The 22358-nt window shown below is 68.6% G+C and carries 20 protein-coding genes; 12 read left to right on the top strand and 8 right to left on the bottom strand.

The window, feature by feature from the left end:
• Positions 1-35: 35 nt before the first annotated feature.
• The 5 genes from AC1DBL_RS16450 to AC1DBL_RS16430 all read left to right on the top strand — a co-directional run bounded on the left by AC1DBL_RS16450 (position 36) and on the right by AC1DBL_RS16430 (position 4029).
• Positions 36-872 (top strand): DUF4397 domain-containing protein, encoded by an 837-nt coding sequence (locus AC1DBL_RS16450; RefSeq protein ID WP_476926494.1) that lies wholly within the window; start codon positions 36-38, stop codon positions 870-872.
• Between the two features lie 76 nt (positions 873-948).
• Positions 949-1731 carry a class F sortase gene (locus AC1DBL_RS16445; protein WP_476926493.1) on the top strand — a complete coding sequence of 261 codons (783 nt, stop codon included), beginning with the start codon at positions 949-951 and terminating at the stop codon, positions 1729-1731.
• Positions 1732-1781: 50 nt separating this feature from the next.
• Positions 1782-2357, top strand: a complete 576-nt coding sequence (locus tag AC1DBL_RS16440; RefSeq protein WP_441419277.1) for an RNA polymerase sigma factor — start codon at positions 1782-1784, stop codon at positions 2355-2357.
• Positions 2344-3153: an anti-sigma factor domain-containing protein gene (locus AC1DBL_RS16435; protein ID WP_476926492.1), complete on the top strand. Its 810-nt coding sequence runs from the start codon at positions 2344-2346 to the stop codon at positions 3151-3153. The genes AC1DBL_RS16440 and AC1DBL_RS16435 overlap by 14 nt, the downstream gene beginning before the upstream one ends.
• Before the next feature lie 96 nt (positions 3154-3249).
• Complete coding sequence (locus AC1DBL_RS16430; protein ID WP_441419279.1) at positions 3250-4029, top strand: SDR family NAD(P)-dependent oxidoreductase; 780 nt, start codon at positions 3250-3252, stop codon at positions 4027-4029.
• Positions 4030-4075: 46 nt separating this feature from the next.
• On the opposite strand, the gene AC1DBL_RS16425 is transcribed toward AC1DBL_RS16430, so the two are convergent.
• From AC1DBL_RS16425 to AC1DBL_RS16410, 4 genes are all read right to left on the bottom strand, one after another.
• On the bottom strand, positions 4076-5173 hold the full coding sequence (locus AC1DBL_RS16425; RefSeq protein WP_476926498.1) for a sulfite oxidase: 1098 nt from the start codon (positions 5171-5173) through the stop codon (positions 4076-4078).
• 138 nt (positions 5174-5311) lie between these two features.
• Complete coding sequence (locus AC1DBL_RS16420; RefSeq protein WP_476893421.1) at positions 5312-6166, bottom strand: SDR family oxidoreductase; 855 nt, start codon at positions 6164-6166, stop codon at positions 5312-5314.
• A gap of 3 nt (positions 6167-6169) precedes the next feature.
• A complete protein-coding gene (locus tag AC1DBL_RS16415; RefSeq protein ID WP_476926491.1) occupies positions 6170-7174 on the bottom strand; it encodes an aldo/keto reductase family protein in 1005 nt (334 codons plus the stop codon).
• Between the two features lie 40 nt (positions 7175-7214).
• On the bottom strand, positions 7215-7838 hold the full coding sequence (locus tag AC1DBL_RS16410) for a hypothetical protein (RefSeq protein ID WP_476926490.1): 624 nt from the start codon (positions 7836-7838) through the stop codon (positions 7215-7217).
• Between the two features lie 273 nt (positions 7839-8111).
• On the opposite strand from AC1DBL_RS16410, the gene AC1DBL_RS16405 reads away from it, so the two are divergent.
• Positions 8112-8540: a YchJ family protein gene (locus tag AC1DBL_RS16405; protein WP_441419283.1), complete on the top strand. Its 429-nt coding sequence runs from the start codon at positions 8112-8114 to the stop codon at positions 8538-8540.
• Here the strand turns inward: AC1DBL_RS16405 and AC1DBL_RS16400 are convergent.
• The 3 genes from AC1DBL_RS16400 to AC1DBL_RS16390 all read right to left on the bottom strand — a co-directional run bounded on the left by AC1DBL_RS16400 (position 8537) and on the right by AC1DBL_RS16390 (position 12019).
• Positions 8537-9457: a YrzE family protein gene (locus AC1DBL_RS16400; RefSeq protein WP_476926489.1), complete on the bottom strand. Its 921-nt coding sequence runs from the start codon at positions 9455-9457 to the stop codon at positions 8537-8539. The two genes, AC1DBL_RS16405 and AC1DBL_RS16400, sit on opposite strands and share 4 nt — an antisense overlap.
• Before the next feature lie 167 nt (positions 9458-9624).
• The gene (locus tag AC1DBL_RS16395; protein WP_441419285.1) at positions 9625-11640 is read right to left on the bottom strand and encodes an acyl-CoA dehydrogenase family protein; all 2016 of its coding nucleotides are present in this window, start codon (positions 11638-11640) and stop codon (positions 9625-9627) included.
• A gap of 64 nt (positions 11641-11704) precedes the next feature.
• Positions 11705-12019 carry a hypothetical protein gene (locus AC1DBL_RS16390; protein ID WP_441419286.1) on the bottom strand — a complete coding sequence of 105 codons (315 nt, stop codon included), beginning with the start codon at positions 12017-12019 and terminating at the stop codon, positions 11705-11707.
• Positions 12020-12322: 303 nt separating this feature from the next.
• Here AC1DBL_RS16390 and AC1DBL_RS16385 point away from each other — a divergent pair, with 303 nt between their 5' ends.
• The 3 genes from AC1DBL_RS16385 to AC1DBL_RS16375 are packed head-to-tail and all read left to right on the top strand — an operon-like array spanning position 12323 to position 18161.
• Positions 12323-13771 (top strand): DUF3375 family protein, encoded by a 1449-nt coding sequence (locus tag AC1DBL_RS16385; RefSeq protein WP_175324001.1) that lies wholly within the window; start codon positions 12323-12325, stop codon positions 13769-13771.
• 2 nt (positions 13772-13773) lie between these two features.
• Positions 13774-14679: a DUF4194 domain-containing protein gene (locus AC1DBL_RS16380; protein WP_476926488.1), complete on the top strand. Its 906-nt coding sequence runs from the start codon at positions 13774-13776 to the stop codon at positions 14677-14679.
• Positions 14676-18161, top strand: coding sequence for an ATP-binding protein (locus AC1DBL_RS16375; protein WP_476926487.1), 3486 nt, complete (start codon positions 14676-14678; stop codon positions 18159-18161). The genes AC1DBL_RS16380 and AC1DBL_RS16375 overlap by 4 nt, the downstream gene beginning before the upstream one ends.
• A 34-nt stretch (positions 18162-18195) precedes the next feature.
• On the opposite strand, the gene AC1DBL_RS16370 is transcribed toward AC1DBL_RS16375, so the two are convergent.
• Positions 18196-18690, bottom strand: coding sequence for an FBP domain-containing protein (locus tag AC1DBL_RS16370; protein ID WP_441419290.1), 495 nt, complete (start codon positions 18688-18690; stop codon positions 18196-18198).
• Between the two features lie 524 nt (positions 18691-19214).
• On the opposite strand from AC1DBL_RS16370, the gene AC1DBL_RS16365 reads away from it, so the two are divergent.
• Genes AC1DBL_RS16365 through AC1DBL_RS16355 form a run of 3 tightly spaced genes read left to right on the top strand, consistent with a single transcriptional unit; the run spans position 19215 to position 22357 of the window.
• The gene (locus AC1DBL_RS16365) at positions 19215-20246 is read left to right on the top strand and encodes an iron-siderophore ABC transporter substrate-binding protein (RefSeq protein ID WP_476909683.1); all 1032 of its coding nucleotides are present in this window, start codon (positions 19215-19217) and stop codon (positions 20244-20246) included.
• A 9-nt stretch (positions 20247-20255) separates the two neighbouring features.
• Positions 20256-21332, top strand: a complete 1077-nt coding sequence (locus AC1DBL_RS16360) for a FecCD family ABC transporter permease (RefSeq protein ID WP_476926486.1) — start codon at positions 20256-20258, stop codon at positions 21330-21332.
• Complete coding sequence (locus AC1DBL_RS16355) at positions 21329-22357, top strand: FecCD family ABC transporter permease (protein ID WP_476926485.1); 1029 nt, start codon at positions 21329-21331, stop codon at positions 22355-22357. The genes AC1DBL_RS16360 and AC1DBL_RS16355 overlap by 4 nt, the downstream gene beginning before the upstream one ends.
• The last annotated feature ends 1 nt before the right edge of the window (position 22358 follow it).

Raw genomic sequence — 22358 nt, 5'->3', positions numbered from 1 at the left:
ATCGCCCGCTCCCCGGGCCGTTGAAGGAGATGTAAATGCGTACCAGCCTTTTCAGTGCAGGCGCCGTGGCAATCGCGGCAGCACTCACCCTTGCCGGCCCCGCCCAGGCAGCCGAGCCCGACGCCCAGCTTTCCGTCCTCCACGGAGTGCCGGGGTTGACCGTTGACGTATGGGTCAACGGCGAACGCACCTTGGATGACTTCGCCCCGGGGACCCTGGCCGGTCCGCTGGCCCTTCCTGCCGGGGCCTATGAACTTGCCATCACCGCCGCAAATGCCAAGGACGCCTCTGCCCCCGTAATCGGTCCCGTGAAGGTCAACCTCGCCGCCAGCGGCAACTACACGGCCGTTGCTAACCTCGACGCTGCGGGCAAACCGACGGCCAACTTCTTCACCAACGACGTTTCGCAAATCGGTCCCGGCAAGGGCAAGCTCACTGTCCGCCATACGGCGGCGGCGCCGGCCGTGGACATCCTTGCAGGCGGCGCCCCCGTCATCTCAAACCTGGCCAATCCCAAGGAGAAGACGCTCACCCTTGACCCCGGGACCCTGTCCGTTGCCGTCGCCGCCGCCGGCACCACGGCTCCGGTGATCGGCCCGGCCAACGTGACTGTCGCCGAAGGCACCCACACCGTGGTCTACGCATGGGGCAGCCTCGCGGACAAGAACCTGAAACTGGCCGTACAGAAGATCGAGGGGCTGCACTCCGCTCCCGGCGGCGTTCCGGGCGGACGCTCCGGCGCCGCCGACGCCGGCACCGCACCCTTCGGTCAGACAGCCGCGACTGTAGGCATCGGTGCCGCAGTGATGCTGCTGCTTGTCGGCGGTGTTGCTGTGGCCCGCAGGCAGCCGGCGTTCCGCCGCACCCGCTAGGACGCGAACGCCCACGCCGGCCGCCCGGACACCCCGGGCGGCCGGCCCTTGGGCTCACTACGGGAGGAGGAAGAACATGCTGCGCAAGACGGCGAAGGCCACCTGGCGTCTCCACGCCGATGTTCCGCAAAGGTCCGCCCAGCGCTCCGCCGCGCGGATCGCGGCATCCGCCGCCACGGTGGCGCTGCTGATCGCCGGTTGCGCCGCCCCCCGGTTGAGCTCCGCTCCGCTGCCTTCGGAGACAGCCGGCCTGGGGACTGCAGCCCCCGGCGCCGGCCAACCCGGCGTCGAAATACCGCCGCAAACCCAGCCCACGCGGACTGTGCAGGTCGCGCCGGCTCCCGCCCCAAAGTCAGCGGTCCCGAAGTCACCCATCCCGGTCCGGCCGGCGGCCCCGGTGGCCAGCCCGGCCAAGGACCCCGCCCCGCGCTTCCTGACTGTCGCTGGAACCACCATCAACATGCCCATTGTGGAGGTGGGGGTCAGCCCCGACGGGGCCATGGAGATCCCGGAGCCCTTCAACCAGGCCGGCTGGTACCGCTTCGGGCCTGCTCCCGGGGCCGCCGCCGGCACTGCCGTGGTGGCGGCGCACGTCGATACCACCTCCGAGTCGGCGCCGTTCTCCCAGCTCAAGTCGTTGCCGGCCGGCTCCATCGTCACGGTCCAGCGGCACGGTGCCGCGCCCCTGGCCTACCGGGTGATCCGGGTGGAGCTGATGGCCAAGGACGCGTTCGACGGCGCCTCCGTGTTTCGGCGCGACGGGCCGCCGCAGCTGAAGCTCGTGACCTGCGGGGGCAGATGGCTGGACGAACAACAGGACTACGGCGACAATGTGATTGTCACGGCGGTGCCGGCGTGATCCAGGACGCAGCGCTCATTGTCGCCGCCAGCAGGGGGAAGGAGCCGGGCTTGGCACCTTTCGAGTCCCCCTCCGCCTGGGACGCGCGACTGAACGAGGCGTTCGCTGCCGGAGACGAAACCGCGCTGGCAGAGGCGTACCGGCAATTCTCACCCCTGGTGCACACCCTGGCCTTGCGCTCGCTGCGCGACAGCGCCGCGGCCGACGATGCCACCCAGGAAGTCTTTATCCGGGTCTGGCGCTCGCGGTCCGCGTTCGATCCCTCGAAGGCGCGGCTGCCGGCGTGGATCGTCGGCATCACGCGGAATGTCATTGCGGACGCCCAGGCGGCTACAACGCGGGAAACCCGGAAGGTCCTGGCCGCCGTCGAACACTCACCGGACCCGGGCCAGGCCGCCGGGCACGCGGCGGCCGAGCTGCTCGCCGACCGGCTGCTGCTGGATGGGGAACTCGAGCGGCTGGGCGAACCGCAAGGATCCATCCTCAAGCTCGCTTTTTACGACGACCTGACGCACTCGCAGATCTCACAGAAACTGGACCTGCCGCTTGGTACCGTCAAGAGCCACATCCGCCGCAGCCTGTCCGTGCTCAGAAGCCGATTGGAGGTAGACCGTGCAACATCTTGATCCGGAGTCCCTGAGCCTGCTGGCACTTGGCGAGGAGCTCGGGGACGACGCCGCGGACCACCTCCGCTCCTGCGCCGGCTGCGCAGCGGACTTTGCGGGGCTCCGCCGTGCCGTGGTCGCGGCCAAGCCGGGACCGGACGCCGTCGCGCTCGAAGCGCCGGGACCGCAGGTGTGGGCAGGAATTCACAGCGCGCTGGGGCTTTCCCCCGCCGTCGCCGCAAACCCGCTCGCGGCTTCCGATTCGCCGGCGCCGACGGCTCCGTCACCGTCGGCGTCGTCGGAGTCGCCGGTGTCACCGTCACCGGCGCCGCTGCCCTCCACGGAAGAGCGCGCCGCCCGGAAACGGAAGCCCGGCGGGGGCGCGGGCTGGATGCGCCGCCCCGGGGTGTGGCTGGCGGCCGCCGCCGCCACAGTCCTTCTGGCGGCGGGAGTCTTCTGGTCCGTACAGCAGAACCAGGCGCAGGTGACCCCGTTGGCCCGCGCCGAGCTCGCCCCGGTCGATCAGCACTCGGCCACCGGATCGGCCCGCGTCGTCGAGGCCAAGGACGGTCAGCGCACCCTGGAAGTTCAGGTCAACAAGAATGAGGCCCGCGGGTACCAGGAGGTCTGGCTGATAGCGCCGGACCTGTCCCGGCTGGTGAGCCTTGGGGTCATGACCTCTGATTCGGGCACCTTCCCGGTGCCGGCGGGCCTGAACCTGAGCGAGTACCCGATCGTGGACGTGTCCGACGAACCGGTCGACGGCAATCCCGCGCACTCCAGCGTGAGCATCGTGCGCGGAACCCTCGTGTCCTGAGCCGTTCGTCCCGTTGCCACCTGACCCCTTGTCACCTGACCCCAGCGAGAACATAGTTGAGGGAATTCACCACTCCGCGGCGGGAGGCAGGGAACGATGCTCACTAACCAAGTGCCGGCTGGCGGCCTACTGCAGGGCAAGACCGCGCTGATCTACGGCGCCGGCGGTGCGATCGGCGGAGCGGTGGCACGGGCCTTTGCGGGCGAGGGCGCGACGGTGTATCTCGCAGGCCGCACGGAATCCAGGCTGGAGAAAGTCGCGCGGGACATCAGGGAGCAAGGTGGAACGGCGGAAACCGCCGTCGTCGATGCCCTGGACGAGGAGCAAGTGGACGCCTTTGTGGACTTCGTGGCGAAAAAGTCCAAACGGATCGACATCTCGTTCAACGTCATTTCCTTCGGCGATATCCAGCAGCCCCTGATGGAAATCGACGTCAATGACTTTGCCCAGCCCATCACACTGGCCACCCGCACCCACTTCCTCACCACCAGGGCCGCAGCGAGCTACATGATCAAGCAAAAGTCTGGCGTCGTGCTGATGTTCGGCGGCTCGGGCCCGCAGACCCTCGCCGGCCTCGGCGGATTCAAGGTGGCCTTGGATGCGATGGAGGGCCAGCGGCGGCAATGGGCCCTGGAACTGGGGAAGTCAGGGGTGCGCGTCGTCACCATGGTCACCGGCGGCATCATCGAGACCATTCCCTGGCAGGTGGAGGAGCGCGAGGAGATCGTGGTGGAGATCGCCAAGGCCGCGCACCTGAACCGCACCGCCACCCTGGTGGACGTCGGCAACGTGGCGAGCTTCATCGCCTCGGACAAGGCCGGCGCCATCACCGATGCCACCATCAACATCTCTAGCGGCGCGATCGTGGACTACTAGCGGTTCCCGTCCCGATCGTCAGGATCGGTGCGGACTCGTCCGGCGGCTATTCCACCGTGACTTTGACCCGCTGGACCACATTGTTGCCCATGCCCTGGTAGTTCCAGACCGGCTCGAGCGGCTGGGTGGCGCCGCTGGAGTCCGTCGCGCGGCAGGAAAGTTCGTGCTGTCCGGGATCCGCCACCCACGGCATCGACCATGCGGACCAGGCGAATGGCGCCGCGGGATGTTCCAGCTGCGCGGGGGCCCATTTACCGTCGATTCCCACCTCCACCCGCTGGACGGCGCCGTGGCCGGACCAGGCCCGTCCGGTCAGCATCACCGGGCCCGCGGGCAGGAACCGCTGCCGGGTGAAGAAGTCCGGGATGCCCGGCGGAACCATGAGCGAACGCACCTTGATCCACCTGACCGGAGTGCCGGCGTCGTCCGCGTCCTGCTGGTAGCGGTACGCGACGGACTGCTGGAACCCGTCGAAGGGCTTGGTCAGCACCTTGATAGCAGACAGCCACTTGACGCTGGCCATGCCGTACCAGCCGGGGACGACGAGCCGCAGCGGGTAGCCGTGCTGCGGCGGCAGCTCGGCGCCGTTCATCCGGTACGCCAGCACGACGTCGGGCCGCAGCGCTTCGCTGACCGGCAGGCTGCGCGCGTACTGCTGGCGCACGCCGCCCTGGATCCCGGCGTCGGCCCCGGTGAACGCGACCTCGACGGCGTCCTCGTCCACGCCGGCCTGGGTCAGCAGGTAGGCCAGCGGCACCCCGGTCCAGACGGCGGTGCCGACGCCCTCCATCATCCAGGGCTGGCTCAGCGGCCGCGGTTTGAGCAGGGCCCGGCCGTTGCCGGCGCACTCCAGCGTGACCGGGACGCTGATGCTCGGTGCTCGGCGCAGTGCCCGGAGGTTCAGTTCCAGCGACCGCTGCACCGCGCCGCCAATCCTCAGGTGCCAGCTGTCCGCGTCGATGGCCGGGATGTCGAAGTGGTCCAGCAGGTAGTGCAGCCCGGGCGGTGTCACGTCGTTCCGGAGGGCCTCCAACGGCATCGAGTGGTTCCGCACTGCAAGCTGCAGCTCTTCGGCCGTGAGCGGCCCATGGCTGGGCTCACCGGGGTGCGCCGCCAGCTTTTGCGTTTGCCGGCGCCGTGCCATGACCGGTGAAGTGTGCTTGGACAGTTGTTTGGGCATGGGACTGCGATTCTGTGTGCTCTTCGCGTTCCTTCAGGTCTACGCCGCCGCCCGGTAGGCGTCAATACCGGGCCGCGCGCCGGCCCGCCTAGGGCCTGCCGCCTAGAGTGAGTGCGCTTCGGCGAGGAAGTCCGCCAGTCCCAGCGGCTCCCGCCCGGTCAGTTCGTGCACGGCCGACGTCGGCCCCGCGAGCTCGCCGGCGGCGATGGCGGTGTAGGTGCTGACCCAGGCGTCCACTTGCCAGGGCGGCGCTCCATAGGGTTCCCGGGAGGCGTACGCCTCTTCGAGGGTCTCGTTGTGGTACCTGATGGTGCGGCCGGTGCCGGCGGTCAGCAGGACGGCGGCCGCGGTCAGCGAAAGGTCCTTCGGGCCGGTCAGGTCATAGCTCCGGCCCACGTGCAGCGCTGGGTCCCGCAGCACAGCCAGCGCGGAACGGGCAACGTCCGCCCGGGCCACGGCTGCCATCACGCCGTCCCCGGCGGGGCCGCGGATCACACCGTCCGCGCCGGCCAGCAGCGGCAGGAAGTCCAGGTAGAAGTTGTCCCGCAGGATCGTGTAGTCCATTCCGGAGGCCTTGATCCGCTCCTCGGTGGCATAGTGGTCCCGTCCCAGCGTGAAGGTGCAGTCCGGGGCGGCGCCGAAGAACGAGGTGTACACGATGTGCTGCACGCCGGCCTCAGCCGCCGCGTCGACGAAGGTGTAGTGCTGCTGGAGCCTGTCCTCGGCCTCCGCCGCGGAGACCATGAAGAGGGTCTTCACCCCGGCCAGGGCGGTTCGTGCCTGTGCGGCGTCCGCGTAGCTGGCGAGGACGGGAACGGCGCCGTCCAGTTCCGGTGCCCGGCCGAGGTCGCGCACGAGCAGCCGCTGGGCGCTTCCCGCGGCGGCCAGCAGCCGGGCCACCTGGCCGCCGAGGTGGCCGGTGGCACCGGTGACAGCGAGATCCGGCAGAGTCTGCACGGGCTAGGCCTCGCGGGAGGCCGGCGACTTGGTCTGCGCCGGGTCCCGTTCGGCGAGGGAACCGATGGCGGCGTCGATCTTGTCCATGATGGCCGGGTCCAGTTTCACGCCGGCGGCGGCCACGTTTCCGGCGATCTGCTCCGGCCGGGACGCGCCCATGATGGCGGATGCCACATTCTTGTTCTGCAGCACCCACGCGATGCTCAGCTGTGCCATGGTCAGCCCGGCCTCCTCCGCGATCGGCTTGAGCTGCTGCACTCCGGTCAGCACCTCGTCGGACATCCAGCGCTCGATCATCCGGGCGCCGCCCTTGGCGTCCGTGGCGCGGCTGCCCTCGGGCGCGGGTTTGCCGGGGTGGTACTTGCCACTGAGCACGCCCTGGGCCATGGGGGACCAGACGATCTGGGACAGGCCCAGCTCCTCCGACGTCGGGACCACCTCGGCCTCGATGACCCGCCACAGCATGGAGTACTGCGGCTGGTTGGAGATCAGCTGGAAGCCAAGGTCCTTGGCGAGGGCATGGCCGTCGCGGATCTGGTTGGCCGTCCACTCACTGACGCCGATGTACAGCGCCTTGCCCTGCCGCACGATGTCGGCGAAGGCCTGCATGGTTTCTTCCAGCGGCGTCTCGTAGTCATAGCGGTGGGCCTGGTAGAGGTCCACGTAGTCCGTCTGCAGCCGGGACAGCGAGCCGTTGATGGATTCCATGATGTGCTTGCGGGAAAGTCCAAGATCGTTATGGCCCTTGGGCCCGGTGGGACCGAATACCTTCGTGAAGATTTCCAGCGACTCCCGGCGCTCGTCCTTGAGCGCCGCACCCAGAACCGTCTCGGCTGCGGTGTTGGCGTAGACATCCGCCGTGTCAAAGGTGCTGATCCCGGCGTCGAGCGCTGCCCGCACGCACTGGGTCGAGACGTCGTTCTCCACTTGCGAGCCGTGGGTGAGCCAGTTGCCGAAGGTGATTTCCGAAATCTTGAAGCCGCTGTGCCCGAGGTATCTGAATTCCATGGGTTCCAACGTAGCCCAGATGCCTGCCAGGGGTAAGGGTTCAGCTGGCCTTGCGTTCTGTGTTCTGCCCCTGGGCCGGCCGCGGGCTTTGCCGCTGGCCCGGCTCGGCCGGCTGGTGTTTGAGCATGGCGAGCGAGCCGGTGTCCAGGATTGGGCTCGTGGCCGGAACCGGGGGCTTCTTTAGGGCCAGTGGCGCGGCAGCCGGGACGCTGTTCCGGTCCATCGCGGACTCGACCAGGGGTCCCACTTCCTTGATGTCGCGCGCCGGGGCCTTGGGGCTCGGGAGCTCGCGGACTGAGACCTTGATTTCCGGAGCGGCTTCGGCCTTGGCCCGCGCCCTGGCACGGGCATCGGCACGCTCGACGGCGGCGGCCCACTCCGGGGACAGCTGGGGCTCCTTGCGGGCCGGTTTGGCTGGCTTAGCCGGCCTCGCGGCCTTGCCGGCGGCGGCACTAGGTTCGACGGCGATCGTATGGCCGGCCGGTTCGCGTGCTGACTTCAGGCCGCTGGCGAGGGCCGCGACGGCGATGGCCAGCAACCGGCCGATTCCGGCAAGCAGCAAGGTGATGACGAGGGCAAGGAAGAGGCCGAAGAACATGACGAGGGCAACACCAAGGGTGCCGAAGAAGGTCAGGTTCATGGCGATCGTTGTCGGGTCTTCCACTTCGCCTCTCCAATCCAGCCTGCAGTGAGGTCCGTGCCGCAATCGTTCCGCCGGGCAACAGCCCTTCTTAACCATACGGACAATTTCGAACTGACACGCAGGTAATGGCCTTACCGGGCACTATGTGTCCAAGCTGATACCTTCGGCAACCCGCACGGGGACTCCCGCGTCCCCGCCGCTGCGAATGCCGCCGTCGGAATCTCAAATCCGGCCGGGCGTCTATAGTCGGAAACAGACCACGCCGGACCCGCCCGGCCCGCCGGAAGGATCCCTTTGACGCACGCCCAGGCCGCCAGTTCGGAGCCCCACGACGCCCCGTACCAGGGCAACTGCCCGTGCCTATCCGGCGAGCAGTATGGCGACTGCTGCGGCCGGTTCCACCGCGGCGACGCGGAGGCCCCCACCGCGGAGCAGCTGATGCGTTCCCGCTACAGCGCGTTCGTGGTGCTTGATGCGGCCTACCTGCTGCGGACCTGGCATCCGGACACACGGCCGGCCCAGCTGGAGCTGGATCCGGCCGTGGGGTGGCGGCGCCTGGACATCGTGTCGACGGGCCGCGGCGGCCCGCTGGACACCGAGGGGACCGTCGAGTTCAAAGCGTATTACCGGCACGACGGCGAACGCGGGGTCCAGCACGAAACGAGCCGTTTCCTGCGCGAGGACCGACGCTGGTACTACGTCGGCGCGGTCACTCTCGCCTAGCGCTCCTCGACGGTTTCTATCGGGGCGAAGCCTGCGCGGTCCACCTTGCGGTGGAAGCGCATGCCGGCAAGGCCGCCGAGCATCGCGCCGATGAGGGCCACCACGGCAATGACGACCGCGGCGATCATGCTCGTGGCGGTGAGGTCGCCCTCGTTGACCGGGATGCGCGGGAAGCTGTTCAGGTTTGCGAGGACGTTGAACTGCTGTCCGGCGGTCATGGCAAGGATGGCGACGACGATGGCCGCGATCAGTGCCCAGATCCACACCATCAGGCCCTGGCGGGCGCCGTTGAAGCGGGCCATCCGGCCGGCCACGTAGCCGCCGCAGTAGTAGGACACAAAGAGGATCACGAGCAGGGCGATGATGCCTGCGATTCCCACACTCTGGTTCTGCGAGGCCTGGTTGACCGCCTCGTTGACGTTGGTGTTGGTGGCCAGGCCGACAGCGGTGCCGGCGGCGGCGACCAGGGCGGTGAGCAGCACGGCCATGCCGGTGGCGGCAAGCCAGCCGAAGAACGCGGAGCCGATCTTGACGCCGCCGAACTGCTCCTTCTCGCGGGCCACCACGGTTTCGCGGGTGGGCACCTCTTCAACGACGGTGTCGTCTGCGAGGCGGTCATCGCGGGTCCCGTGGACCACCCGGTCGTCGCGGCTGGCTGTGCCCGCTGCGGCGGCGCCGGTAGTAGCGGTGCCCGCGAGCGGAGCGGCGGGGAAGGCGCGGGTGTCGTTCGCGCGCTCGGCCCGTGCCTCCGCCCGGTCCTCGGCGCGGCGTTCCGCCTGCTGGTCGGCCGTGACGGGCTGTTCCGCAGTCACGCCGTCCTGGCGGGCGTCGTGGATCCGGGGATCCCGGTCAACGATTGCGTCTTCCTCGCGTGCGCGGCGGGGAAGGCGGTCTTCGGGGCCTGCTGTGCTGCTCATGATGGCTGCTCGCTTTCATTGGTTGACCCGAACCCATAATTTGAACCGGGCACTGCAATGCTTCGACCGTCATCAGGTCTTGATTCCACCTAACCACGGCAGCCGCGCCAATAGCAAGGATGCTTACTATTCATGCCAGAGCGTGGCCGCACCGGCATCGCCCCACGTCAGCGGTACTTTCGGTGCAGGTTCTCCTTCACCGAGGCGCGCGGGCTGGCATCCGCAATCCAGGGGCCGGTCCCCTCCGACTGGTCCAGCACGCCCGCCTCAAGCCATTCGAAGTCCCCGGCGAGGACCTGGCGCGTAAGGGCGCGGTCGCCGTCGTCGGTGTTGCGCCAGAGTTGGTCGAAATACTCCTCGACGCGGACCCGCGCCTGCTCGCAATAGGCGTCGGCGAGCTCGTAGGCCGAGGCGCCTCGTTCCGGGGAGGTCCGGAGCAGCATCTCCGCCCGCGAGCAGCAGGCGGCCATCGCGAACAGCTCCGCTCCGATGTCCACGATCCGGCCCAGGAACGCCTGCTTGTGTTCCAGCTTTGCCTGCCAGCGGCCCATTCCGTAGAAGGTCTGCCGCGCCAGCCGCCGCGACGCGCGTTCCACGAAGCGCAGCTGCCTGGCGAGCCGGCCGAAGTCGCCGTAGGAGCGCGGATCCATCCCGGTACCGGCCACCAGCTTCGGCAGCCAGCGGGCGTAGAAGCCGGAGGCGCCCACCGCGGCCTTCGCCTTTTCGGACAGACTGGCGTCCTCGGAGGCGAGCGCACCCGCGGCGGCCAGATGGGCGTCCACGGCCTCACGTGCGATCAGGAGCCGCATGATTTCCGAGGAGCCCTCGAAGATCCGGTTGATCCGCAGGTCCCGCAGCTGCTGTTCGGCCGGTACGGCGCGCTCGCCGCGCGCCTCCAGCGAATCGGCGGTTTCGAAGCCTCGACCGCCGCGTATCTGCACCAGTTCGTCGGCGATCCGGCAGCTGATTTCGGTGGACCACAGCTTGGCGAGGGCGGCTTCGATCCGGACGTCCTTCTGCCCGGCGTCGGCCAGCTCCGCGGACAGCTCGAACACGGCGTCCAGCGCGAAGGCGCTGGCGGCGATGAAGGCGATCTTCTTGCCCACCGCCTCGTGCTCGCCCACCGGGCGGCCCCACTGGGTGCGGGCGTTGGACCATTCCCTGGCGATTTTCAGGCTCCAGCGGCCGGAGGCAACACAGAGTGCGGGAATGGAGAGGCGTCCGGTGTTGAGCGTGGTGAGGGCGATTTTCAAGCCCTGTCCAACACGCCCCAGCCGGTTGGCGGCCGGCACCTGGACCTGGTGGAAGCGGGTGACGCCGTTTTCGATGCCGCGCAGGCCCATAAACGCGTTGCGGTTCTCCACCGTGATGCCGGGAGAGTCCATTTCCACCACGAAGGCGCTGATGCCGCCCTTGTGCGCGGTTCCGTCCGCGTCGGTGTGCGCGGGGACGAGCGCCATCACCACCACGAGTTCGGCGATCACGCCGTTGGTGGTCCAGAGCTTCACGCCGTCCAGCGTGTACGACCGGCCGTCCTCGGAGGGGACGGCGGTGCTGCCCATCCGGGCCGGATCGCTGCCGACGTCGGGCTCGGTGAGCAGGAACGCCGTCACAGCGCCGGAAGCGCAACGCGGCAGGTACTCGCGCTTTTGCTCCGGCGTGCCGAACACCTTGACCGGTTCCGGGACACCGATCGACTGGTGCGCGGACAGGAGGGCACCGAGGCTGGGGTGGACCGAACCCAGCAGGGCCAGCGCCCGGCCGTAGTACACGAGGGAAAGGCCCAGGCCGCCGTATTCGCGGGGGATCTTCATGCCAAAGACGCCCAGGGCCGCCAGCCCGGAGAGGTATTCGTCGGGGATCTTGGCGTCGCGCTCGATAGTTCGGCCGGACATGGTCCGGCAGAATGTGGTGAGCCGCTCCATGAACGCTTCGCCGCGTTCGACGTCGTCCGCCGGCGCCTGCGGCCAGGGGTGGATGAGACTGAGGTCGAAGCTGCCGAGGTAGAGACCCTTGGCGAAGCTGGGGCGGTCCCAACTGGTTTCGCGGGCGGCTTCGGCGATGGCCCGGGCATCTGCCGCGGTGGCCTCGGGACCGATCTTTTGCGCGGCCACCGGAACTTCGGCGGCGGGGCTGTCGGTGGCCGGATCTTCGGTGGCTGGGTTGTCGACGGCGGAGCTCATTGGGCATCTCCTCTGACCGGGTTGTCCGGCTCGAGCCCTGGATCCGCCGCGGGTGGAGGACCCTTCAGCTGTCCCGCAATACTACCCGCGGGTAGGTGCCCGTACTAGGGGAGGACTGCCCTATTAGTTCGCCGGGGAATTCTCCCGGGAGCTCCACCGTGGCGGCGTGGTGCAGCAGCCGGTCCCAGCCGGCGTTGATGCCGTGGACCAGGCCGAGCAGCACACTGGCAGCCACGAACCAGGACAGCCGGGCTGCACCCACCAGCATCAGGGCCGCGAAGGCCGCGGCCATGATGAAGAGGGCTATCACGAGGGCGAAAACCAGCGTCCCGACGAACACCATGGTGGCCGTTTCCACTGCGCTTAAATCGAACTGCATTCTTCCTCCTGCACCGACGCTCCGGCTGAACCAGTAGCCCGAGCGTAGGGTGCCGGAGGGGAACCCAGCCAGAGTCTTGAGGCGCGTCGTGAGGCCTTGATACGGGATCGAAATGCTACCCGGGCGTAGGTCACGGAGTGGTCGCGGAAACCTCACCCGCAGCCCGGTCCTCGCGCCTGCTGACCCGCTGCGCGAGCGGTTCAGCAGGGATCAGGGATTGGGAGGCCCTGCGTTAACCTTGTAGTTGGCAGTTTTCTTAGATCCGCTGCCCGACCCCACCCTCGGCAGCGATTGGAGAATTGCGTGTCCCGTTCCGCTGTGTCCTCCGCCGACGCCATCAGCGCCCGGCTCCGGGACCTCGAACTCCTTACGAAGGGGCCGGCCTGGGCGCTGACCCGGTCGGCGCCGTGGGTGATCGCCGTGTTGCAGGCATCCTTCACCCGCACCCGGCCGCAGCTGCCGCTGGAACAGTTCCACGCCGACGTCGACGCTTTCCTTGAGCAGCTCCGGCGCCAGGAGCCGGGTCTGGGCGGATCCGCCAACGGCAAAGGCTTTGGCGACGAGTGGACCCGCAAGAACTTCCTGACCCGGCGGAACCAGTCGGGCCAGATCGTGTACGAAGTCACCGAGCCCGCCGCCCGCGTCCTTGCCTTCCTGGACAGCCTGTCCAGTGAACGCTCCACGCTCAACGGCTCCCGGCTCGGCACGCTGCTGGGCGACGTCGAGAAGCTCGCCAACGAGACCAACCCGGACCAGAGCGCCCGGCTGGAATCGTTGGAGGAGGAGATCGGCGAACGCCGCCAACTGATCGAGGAGATCAGTTCCGGCGAGTTCGACGGACTGCTCGACGACGAGGAGGCCGTCGAAGCGGCCGGCAACATCCTGGACCTCGCCGCGAGCCTGCCGGCGGACTACAAGAAGATGCGTGACCGGATCGAGGAGCTGGTGGGCGAGCTCCGGAACCAGATCATCGAAGAATCCCTCAGCAAGGGCGCCACCATGGCGCAGGTGCTGGAGGCTGACAAGCGGCTCCGGCAGAGCCCGGAGGGCAGGACGTTCCGGTCCTTCACCGCCTTCCTCGAGGACCCGCAGCAGCAGCTTCGCTTCCGTTCCGCGATCGGGGAGGTGCTCAGCCGGCAGTTCGCGGACGAACTCAGCCAGGACGAGCGCGAGACGCTGAAGAACCTGGTGGCCGAACTGCGCAGCCAGCACAGCCAGATCCAGCGGATTTACGGCAAGCTCAGCGAAAGCCTCAATACCTATGTCCAGAGCGACGACTACCGCCAGTCCGTCCGGCTCCGAAAAGTGCTGCGGGAGGCCGAGCAGGCAATCCGATCGCTGCCCTACGAGCGCGAACGACCCGGCCTGGTCCGCGGCCCGGTGCTCTTCAACGCCGGCTTCGAATCCCTGGCCATGGTCAAGCTCTTCGACCCGGACGAGTTTGCCGCGCCGCCGAAGCTGGCCGACCCGATCGCGTTCAGCGACTCGGACCGGGTGCGCTCGCCGCGGACCGGCAAGGCCAGCCCCGAGGCGATCCGCGCCGCGTCCGCCGGCGCCTCCACGCTGGCCGAGGCCTGGGCGCAGCTGCCGGAGGGGGAACGCCACATCAACTCCATCCGGGCCCTGCTCTCGCACGCCCTGCACCAGGGCGCGGGCTTCGACCGCGAGGCCTGGGAGCCGCTGGACTTCGAACAAATCGACGGCTCCACCCGCACCGCCTACCTGCCCGTCGTCACGCTCAAGAAGGATTGAAGATGACCGAACTTTCCCAGGAAGTGCACGAGCTGGAGCCGGACCAGGAGCCGCAGCAGGAGCCTCAGCACGTGCCCGCCGACCCCTTCACCGTCACCCCGCGGGACACTTTCGTCGACGGCGCCGCCCTCTTCCCGGGGGACACCGGTGTGCTCCCGATGAAGGTCCGCCAGGCCCTCGTGAAGCTCCTCAAAGGCCCGTACATCGACGGCGGCCGGGACGAGAAGCTGTGGACCACCTTGCTGGACAACCAGCTGATCCTGCGCAGCCGGCTCTCCGAGCTCTTCCTGACGCTTCAGCTGGACCACGAACGCAAGGTCGCGGTGCTGCGCCCGGTGGACCCCGAGGCGATCGGCGGCAGCACCCGTTCCAGCATCCTGCGCCAACAGCGGGCCCTGAGCCGGGTCGAAACCATCGTGCTGCTCCGCCTGCGCTTGCTGCTGGACCGCCATGTCACGGCCCAGACCGACCCCACGATCACGCGGGAGGAAATCGCCGACCTCGTGGCCCACTACCAGCCCTCCGGCCAGCAGGACGCCCTGCGCGATTCCGACGTCGTCAATCGCGCCATCACCAAGCTCCTGGCCCGCCAGCTCCTCCTCACCACCGGCCTGGACGAGGTCTACACCATCTCCAGCGCCCTCCCGCTCGCCCTCCCCTTCGAAAACATCGGCGACATCCCGGCCCAGATCGAGGCCCTGATCGCCGCCTCCACCGACCCCTCCGGCACCGAACCCCTTCTGGAACTCGACGGCGAGCATCCGGAGGAGGACGACTCGGACGACGACGGCGACGCCGGGGACATGCGGCAGCATGCGTCTAAGCGAGGAACGAGCGAGCATGCAGAGCATGTCGCCGGTGGGGCCGCGCAAGGCGACCACACTGAAGAAGCGGAGGAAGTCAAGTGAGCATCGCGACCATGCTGCCAATGGGTGAGCTCACCAACCCCGGCCAGATGCGCCTCGCCCTCGTCCAGGTCGTCAACTGGGGCACGTTCCATGGCGCCCACACGATGCATGTGGACCGCAACGGCACCCTGCTGACCGGCAACTCCGGCGTCGGCAAGTCCACGCTGTTCGACGCCATGCTGCGGGTCTTCGACGCCCGGCCGCGCTCCAACGAGGCCGCCGCCCAGCGTGCCGGCGGCGCGGTCGAGGACAAGCGGACCACGTTCACGTACATGCGCGGCAAGGTGGGGGACAAGGCCGTCGGCGAGGGCTCGGCGAGTGCCTTCCAGCGCCCCGGGGCCACCTGGTCCGCCGTCGCACTGACCTTCGACAATGCCGCGGGCACCCGCGTGACCATCTCCGCGCTGTTCGACCTGCCGAAGAACGGCACCGAGTCCAGTGTGGGCCGGTACTACCTGATCGATAACAGGCCGCTGGACCTGGCCGCGCTTGAGGGCATCGCGGAGAAGCGGTTCACCAGGTCGGCGCTGGACGCGCTCTTCCCGGAGGCGCAGATCTTCGACGTCCACAAGGCCTTCGCGGAGCGCTTCCGCCGCCTGCTGGGGATCAACTCGGACCAGGCGCTCCCGCTGCTGCGCGTCATCCAGGCCGGAAAGGGCCTTGGCGGTAGCGTCAACACCTTCTTCCGCGACCAGGTCCTGGATGCGCCCGCCACGCTGGCCGCCGCGGACGACGTCGTCGAGGAATTCAGCAACCTGATGTCCATCCGGCAGCGGCTCGAGGACGTCCGGCAGCAGCGCGACCAGCTCGCTCCGGTCCCCGGACTGAACAAGGAGTATGCGCAGTCGCTGCTCGACGCGAACCGGCTCCGGGAGCTCGCAGGCGAGGAATTCGAGGCCTATAAGCAGCAACTCGCCGTCACCGTGCACGAGAAGACGCTCGCCCGGTTCAAGGACCTGGCCCAGGCGAAAGCAAAGGAACTGGGGGCTGAACGCGGCGTCCGCGACGGCCTGGCCAAGGAACTGCGCCAGCTCGAGGCGGACTACAACAACCAGGGCGGCAACGCGATCTCCGCGATCGAGCAGTCGCTGGAGAACGCCCGGGTGGGCCTCAAACTCCGCCAGCAGGTGGAGGAATCCGCCCGCAAGGCCCTGACCGACGCCGGCCTGGAGCTCGAATGGACCGCCGCCGGCTGGGAGCAGGCGCACGAGCACGCCGCCGCCCGCTCGGCCGAGCTCAAGGACGACTCGGAAGCGCTCAAGGAGCTGCGCTTCGAGGCCTTCGACGGCCACGCGACCAGGAAGCGGGAACTCGCCGCGGCCCAGCAGGAACTGGTCTCGCTCAAGACGCGCAAGTCCCTGCTGCCGCCGTCGAGCATCGAAAACCGCAGCGCCATCGCGGCCGCCACCGGTGTTCCCGAGGAGCAGATGCCCTTCGGCGGCGAGTTGATCGACCTCGCCGACGGCCAAGAGCAGTGGCGTCCGGCGGCCGAGCGCGCGTTGCGCAGCCTGGCCACCACGCTGCTGGTTCCGGGCGAGCACTTCGCCGCCGTCACCCGCTACCTCAACGACCACCCGGTCCGCGGCGCGCTGCGCGCCGTGGACGTCTCGAAGCCGCTCGCCGGCGGTGCGCTGGCCGTGCAGGACGCCGCCGACGGCGAGCTGCTGACCAAACTGGACATCCTTACCGCCGGGCCGGCCGCCGAGCCGGGCGAATGGATCCGGGAGCGGATCGCCCTCGATTTCGCCTACCCCTGCGTCGAGGACCCGGACGAGCTGGCCCGGCTGGACAAGGGACTGAGCCTAGGCGGAGTGGTCAAGCGCAACCGCCACACGGTGGAAAAGGATGACCGCTTCACCTCCCGGCAGGACTACGTCCTCGGCTTCGACAACGCCTCCAAGCTCGAACTTGTCGCGGCGCAGGTCGAGGACCTGCAGCAGGAACTCGCCAAGGCGGCCGAACTGGCCCAAAGCCGGGAAGAATCCCACCAGGGCATGACCCGACAGCTCGACGCGCTGCGCCGTGTGGCGGATGACCACCGGACCTGGGAGCAGGTTTCGGCAGCGGTCGCAGCCGACGAGCTCGCCCGGATCGAGCAGCGGCTCAAGGACGCCCTGGCCGCGCAGGCCGATCTCGAACCGCTGCGTGCCAACATCGAGGCCGCCCGGCAGAAGCACCAGTCCAGCACCGAGGCCGCCGCCGTGCTGCAAAGCGAGTACAAGGCCCTCGATGCGCAGCTCACCTCGGCTGACTCCCTGCTGGACGCCGCACGGCAGCGCCTGGCCCAGCAACCGCCGTCGGACGCCACGGTCGAGGCGCTGGCGCCGTACTTCACGGACTTCGGCGAGGTGCTGGAGATGCACGAACTGGACAACTTGGCCAACCAGGTCCGGACCCGGCTGCTGGCCGAGCTGCACGCGGCCGACTCCCGCGGGCAGGCCACCTCGGAACGGCTCACGCGCATCTTCGAGGGCTTTGTCCGCGAATGGGGCACGGCGATCTCCGCGGACCACGGCACTTCGATCGGCGCCGCGGGGGAATTCGAGGCCCGCTACCACGCGATTGTCAGCGACGGACTGCCCGCGCAGGAGGCCGAGTTCCGGCAGTTCTTCAACCAGCGCACGCACGAATCCTTCAGCACGCTGCTGCACCTGCTGGACGAGGAACGCCGCTCCATCACCAGCCGGATCCTGCCGCTGAACGGCATCCTCTCCGAGGTGAACTTCCACGAGGGCAGTTTCCTGGAACTCGACATCAAGCAGACCCTCCCCGCCACGGCGAAGCAGTTCAAAGACGCAATCCAAAACGCGCTGAAGGTCCGCCACACCCGGACGGGGAAAGCTGCCGTGCCTGCCGCCGGGGCGCCCGGGACGGAGACGGACGAGGACGCCGAGCTCACCAGCCGCTACAAGTCACTCGAAACGCTCGTGAAGCGGCTCGGTTCGCAGACTCCCGAGGACCGGCGCTGGCGCGCCGAGGTGCTGGACGTCCGCGGCCATCTCTTTATCCAGTGCAAGGAGCATCGCGAGGTGCAGGGGTCCGGTTCCAAGGCGGCGGCGAAGGGCGGGAAGAAGAAGACCGAGGTCTTCATGCACGCGGACACCGGCTCGATGTCCGGCGGCGAGCGGCAGCGCTTCACGGCTTTCATCATGGCCGCGGCACTGAGCTACCAGCTGGGGATCGCGGAGCAGGGCTTCACCACGTACGGCACGGTGATGATGGACGAGGCCTTCGTGCTGGCCTCGGAGGAATTCGCCGGCGCCGGCATCAAGGCGCTGCACGAGTTCGGGTTCCAGCTGCTCCTGGCCGCGCCGGAAAACGTGATCGACCTGTCCCGGCACCTCGGCTCGGTCACCGAGATCCTCCGGGACAAGCGCACCAACCGCTCCGGCGTCCTGACGGCCCCGGTGATCGCCCCGGGGTCCGCCTCGGAGGGCACATGGCGCTCCGAGGCGAACCCGGTGGACATCGTCCTGCGCTGACCTGTTAGGGCAGCCGGCGCTGCGGTTGCCGGCGCTACGTTCCCCGGACGCGGTCCAGGAACTGCGCGGTCCGTCCCGCCAGGCCGTCGATTTGTCGGCGGACGACGGCGGCCGGATCCGGGTTGATCTCGTTCACCGGAGGTTCTACCCGCACATTGCGGCAGCAGCCGAATTCGGCGCAGATCAGGGTGCCCACCGTGTTGCCGTTGCGGCCGGACTGCCCGGCACGCTTGGCCACCCAGAGCAGGACGTCGTCCTTGGAGAAGATGTCGCGGCACAGCTCGCACAGGACCGAGCGGTTTTTCTTGGCGCCGCCTTCAGGGGCCCGGAGCATGATTCCGGTGGGACCGTTCGCGCCGGGCAGCACCAGGTAGCCGCGCAGCGGCATCTTCCCGTCTCGCCAGCCGAGGAAGTCCAGGCTTTCCCAGTCCAGGATGTCGAAGTTCTTGGGCAGGTTGAGTTTGGCGGCTTCTGACCGGCTCGCATTGATGAAGGACGTGCGGATCTGCTGGGCAGTGAGTTTTTGCATGACGGAATCTTTCGGAATCGGATGGTTCCAGCCAGGCGGGGAAGAAGTGCGCCAGGGCCGGTAAGTGGGCAGGGGACTGCCAGCCTTCGACTCCGGTTGGGACCGGGCGTTACCGCGGAATCAGTCCGCGCCGGGACCGGATTGCCGGGGAAGGGCTGGCAACTGTGCGGCCGCGTAGCAGGCCAAAGAGGCCACCCCCGCTGACCGTGGCAGCAGTCATCATTGCGATGCGCATGCTCACTTCCCCTATCCATCAAAGTTCACAATTCCACGGCCGGTTCGGATTCACGGGTCGGGCCAATCCTTGCAAACCTCCCTGACGCCTGTCCAGTTTCAAGCCACACCCGCGCAGCGAGCCCTCAGGGTGATTACGTTACTGAAGTCTTGCGTAATTAGACAAAGGATAGGCTAGCCTTACTTAGGTTCGCATCACTTACCTAAGGAGTTCCGTGGCTTCCGCCGACTTCCCCCGCCCCTCGGGCCGCCCCACCCTCCGTCGCCTAAGCCGCCAAGCACTCAGGGCCGTGGCGCTCCTGGCCGCCGTGGGGTTGGGCCTGGCGGCCTGTTCCACCGGACCGGCGTCGACGACGGCGACCGCCCCCGTTCCGGCCGCCGGCTCGGGGTTCCCGGTGACCATCAAGCACGTCTTCGGCGAGACAACCATCAAGGACCAGCCCCAGCGCGTCGTCACGGTTTCCTGGGTCAATGACGACGTCGCCCTGGCCCTGGGCGTGGTCCCGGCAGGGGTGCCCAAGAACGAATGGGGCGGCAACGCCCAGGGGTCCACGCCGTGGAAGGACGCGGCGCTGGAAAGGCTGGGCGCCGGGTTCGGCTCGGCGAAAGCCCCGGCCCAGTACTCCGAGGCGGACGGCATCAACTTCACCGAGATCGCCAAGCTCAACCCGGACGTCATCCTTGGCGCCTATTCGGGCCTGACGGAGGAGGACTACAAGAAGCTCAGCGAGATCGCGCCCGTCGTGGCCCAGCCCGAGGTCGCCTACGGCACGTCGTGGCAGGATTCCACGGCCATCATCGGCAAGGCGCTCGGCAAGGAGACGGAGGCCTCCAAGCTCATTGCCGACACCGAAGGAACCATCAAGGACAAGGTCTCGCAGTACCCCCAGCTCGCCGGCAAGACCTTTATCTACGGCAACCTCGAGCCAGCCAAGAGCGACGGGATCAATGTCTACACCGCCAATGACAACCGCCCGCGCTTCCTCAGTGAGATCGGCATGAAGCTGGCGCCCATCGTGGCGGACAAGTCCAGGAACTCCAAGGAATTCTTCATCCCTTGGTCGGCCGAGAAGGCCAACGAGCTCAGCTCGGACGTCTTCGTGAGCTGGGTCCCGGATGCGAAGACCGCAGATTCCATCAAGAACGACGCCCTGCTGGGCCAGATCCCGGCCATCAAGAACGGCGCGCTCGTCGCCGACTCGGACAACACGCTCACACTGTCCATCTCGGCGTCCTCTCCACTGAGCCTGCCCTGGGCGCTGGACACCTTCCTGCCGCAGCTGGCCGGCGCAGCGGACAAAGCCGCCGGCGCGGGGAAATAGGTCCCTTCGATGACCATGCCCACGACGACGGCGCGTCCCGACGCGCCTGCCGCGACGGCCGGGGCGGAAACACCGGCATCGTCCGGTGGCTCCGGTGCCCGCCGGGGCGCGTGGCTGCTGGCCGCCGTCGTCGTGCTGGCGATGGTGGCCGCCGCATCGCTTGCCATTGGCGCCCGAGGCCTCAGCCTGGGGACCGTGTGGGAGGCGCTGACGGCGTTTGATCCAGCGGACGGCGACCACGCGGTCGTTCATGCCCGCATCCCGCGCACCGTCCTTGGCCTCCTCGCGGGCGGGGCCCTGGGGCTTTCCGGGGCGGCGATGCAGGGGGTGGCCCGCAACCCGCTCGCGGACCCGGGGATCATCGGCGTCAATGCCGGCGCGGCCCTGGCGGTCGTCACCGGGATTTACGTCTTTGGGATTTCGACGCTGTCCGGATACATCTGGTTCGCTTTTCTTGGCGCCGCCGCGGCCGCCGCCCTCGTGTACGCGATCGCCTCGCTGGGTAGGGACGGCGCGACGCCGGTCAAGCTTGCCCTGGCGGGCGCCGCCCTGAGCGCGGGGCTGTATTCGCTCATGAACGTCATCCTGGTCTCCAGCCAGGACACGCTGGACCGTTTCCGGTTCTGGCAGGTGGGCAGCATCGCCGGGCGTGACTGGTCCGCGATCCACGCCGGATTGCCCTTCCTGCTGCTCGGTACGGCCATTGTGCTGGGGACTGGCCGGCACCTCAACGGGCTGGCCCTGGGCGAGGACCTCGCGAGCGGCCTCGGCCAGCGGGTGGGCCTGACCCGGGGCATCACGGCCCTGGGTGTTGTGCTGCTCTGCGGTTCGGCAACGGCCCTGGCGGGGCCCATCGGCTTCGTGGGGCTCGTGGTTCCGCATGCCGTCCGCTTCCTGACCGGACCCGACTACCGCTGGATCCTGCCATTCTCCCTGGTTGTGGCCCCGGTGCTGCTGCTCGCCGCCGACATCGCCGGCCGGGTGGTCCTGCTGCCCGGCGAGGTTCCAGCCGGGATCATGACAGCCCTGGTTGGTACGCCTGTTTTCATCTGGCTGGTCCGCCGAAGCAAGGGGGCCGGGCTGTGAAGACCGCACCACGCACGGCCCTCCTGGCCCTCGCCGTGGCAGGAATTTTCGCCGCAGCCGTCCTGCTGGGCAGCTACACCGTCACCGTCCCGGACTTCTTCCGGATTCTGGCCGCCCACCTCACCGGCGGAGCCAAGATCCCGGGCGCGAGCTTCATCGTGATGGAGCACAAGCTGCCGCGCGCTGTCGTGGGCGGCCTGGTCGGTGCGGCGTTTGGCCTATCCGGCGCACTCTTCCAGACGATGCTGCGCAACCCCTTGGCCAGTCCGGACGTGATCGGAATCAGTTACGGCGCCAGCGCCGCGGCGGTTACCGCGGTCGTTCTCTTCAGTGCGTCCGGGGCCATGGTTTCGGGAGCGGCACTCGCCGGGGCGCTCGCCGTTGCCGGCATCATTTACGCAATCGCCCGGCGCGGGGCACTCGGCGCCGCGGCAGGCCGCGGGGACGCGGCAGGCAACCGGCTGATCCTGGCCGGAGTGGGCATTGCCGCCGCACTGCAGGCCGTGGTCAGTTTCCTCATGACCCGGGCGGACATCCGGACGGCGGCCGACGCGCTCGTCTGGCTCAACGGATCGCTCAACGCCGCCAGCTGGGGGCGGGCCGGGGTCCTCGGCCTTGCCCTGCTCGTGCTGGTCCCCGCAGCTGCGGTCCTCGCGCGGCCGCTGCGCATCCTGGAACTCGGCGAGGACACCGCTGCGGGCCTGGGCGTCCGCGTCGGCCGCACCCGGCTCGCCGTCGTCGTCGCCGCCGTTGGCCTGTCGGCCGTGGCGACCGCAGCAGCCGGACCCGTCGCCTTCGTGGCGTTCCTCGCCGGTCCGATTTCCCGCCGCTTTGTGCGCAAGGCGAGCCTGCCGGCCTCGGCTCTGGCCGGGGCGCTGATCGTCCTGGCCGCAGACTTCCTTGCGGCGAACCTCGCACCGCTCGTGCTCGGCGGGACCGTACTGCCCGTCGGCGTCGTTACCGGCGCCCTGGGTGCACCGTTCCTGCTGTGGCTCCTGGTCACCGCCAACCGAAAGGACGCCTGAG

The sequence above is a fragment of the Arthrobacter sp. 10T44 genome (assembly GCF_056393885.1).
Note: the sequence above shows the minus strand (reverse complement) of the source record. Positions and strands in the feature narration are given on the sequence as shown.

Excerpts from the sequence above, each read along its gene's own strand:
- AC1DBL_RS16450 (WP_476926494.1), top strand. The coding sequence starts at position 36 with ATGCGTACCAGCCTTTTCAGTGCAGGCGCCGTGGCAATCGCGGCAGCA.
- AC1DBL_RS16445 (WP_476926493.1), top strand. The coding sequence starts at position 949 with ATGCTGCGCAAGACGGCGAAGGCCACCTGGCGTCTCCACGCCGATGTT.
- AC1DBL_RS16430 (WP_441419279.1), top strand. The coding sequence starts at position 3,250 with ATGCTCACTAACCAAGTGCCGGCTGGCGGCCTACTGCAGGGCAAGACC.
- AC1DBL_RS16425 (WP_476926498.1), bottom strand. The coding sequence starts at position 5,173 with ATGGCACGGCGCCGGCAAACGCAAAAGCTGGCGGCGCACCCCGGTGAG.
- AC1DBL_RS16415 (WP_476926491.1), bottom strand. The coding sequence starts at position 7,174 with ATGGAATTCAGATACCTCGGGCACAGCGGCTTCAAGATTTCGGAAATC.
- AC1DBL_RS16400 (WP_476926489.1), bottom strand. The coding sequence starts at position 9,457 with ATGAGCAGCACAGCAGGCCCCGAAGACCGCCTTCCCCGCCGCGCACGC.
- AC1DBL_RS16395 (WP_441419285.1), bottom strand. The coding sequence starts at position 11,640 with ATGAGCTCCGCCGTCGACAACCCAGCCACCGAAGATCCGGCCACCGAC.
- AC1DBL_RS16390 (WP_441419286.1), bottom strand. The coding sequence starts at position 12,019 with ATGCAGTTCGATTTAAGCGCAGTGGAAACGGCCACCATGGTGTTCGTC.
- AC1DBL_RS16380 (WP_476926488.1), top strand. The coding sequence starts at position 13,774 with ATGACCGAACTTTCCCAGGAAGTGCACGAGCTGGAGCCGGACCAGGAG.
- AC1DBL_RS16370 (WP_441419290.1), bottom strand. The coding sequence starts at position 18,690 with ATGCAAAAACTCACTGCCCAGCAGATCCGCACGTCCTTCATCAATGCG.
- AC1DBL_RS16360 (WP_476926486.1), top strand. The coding sequence starts at position 20,256 with ATGACCATGCCCACGACGACGGCGCGTCCCGACGCGCCTGCCGCGACG.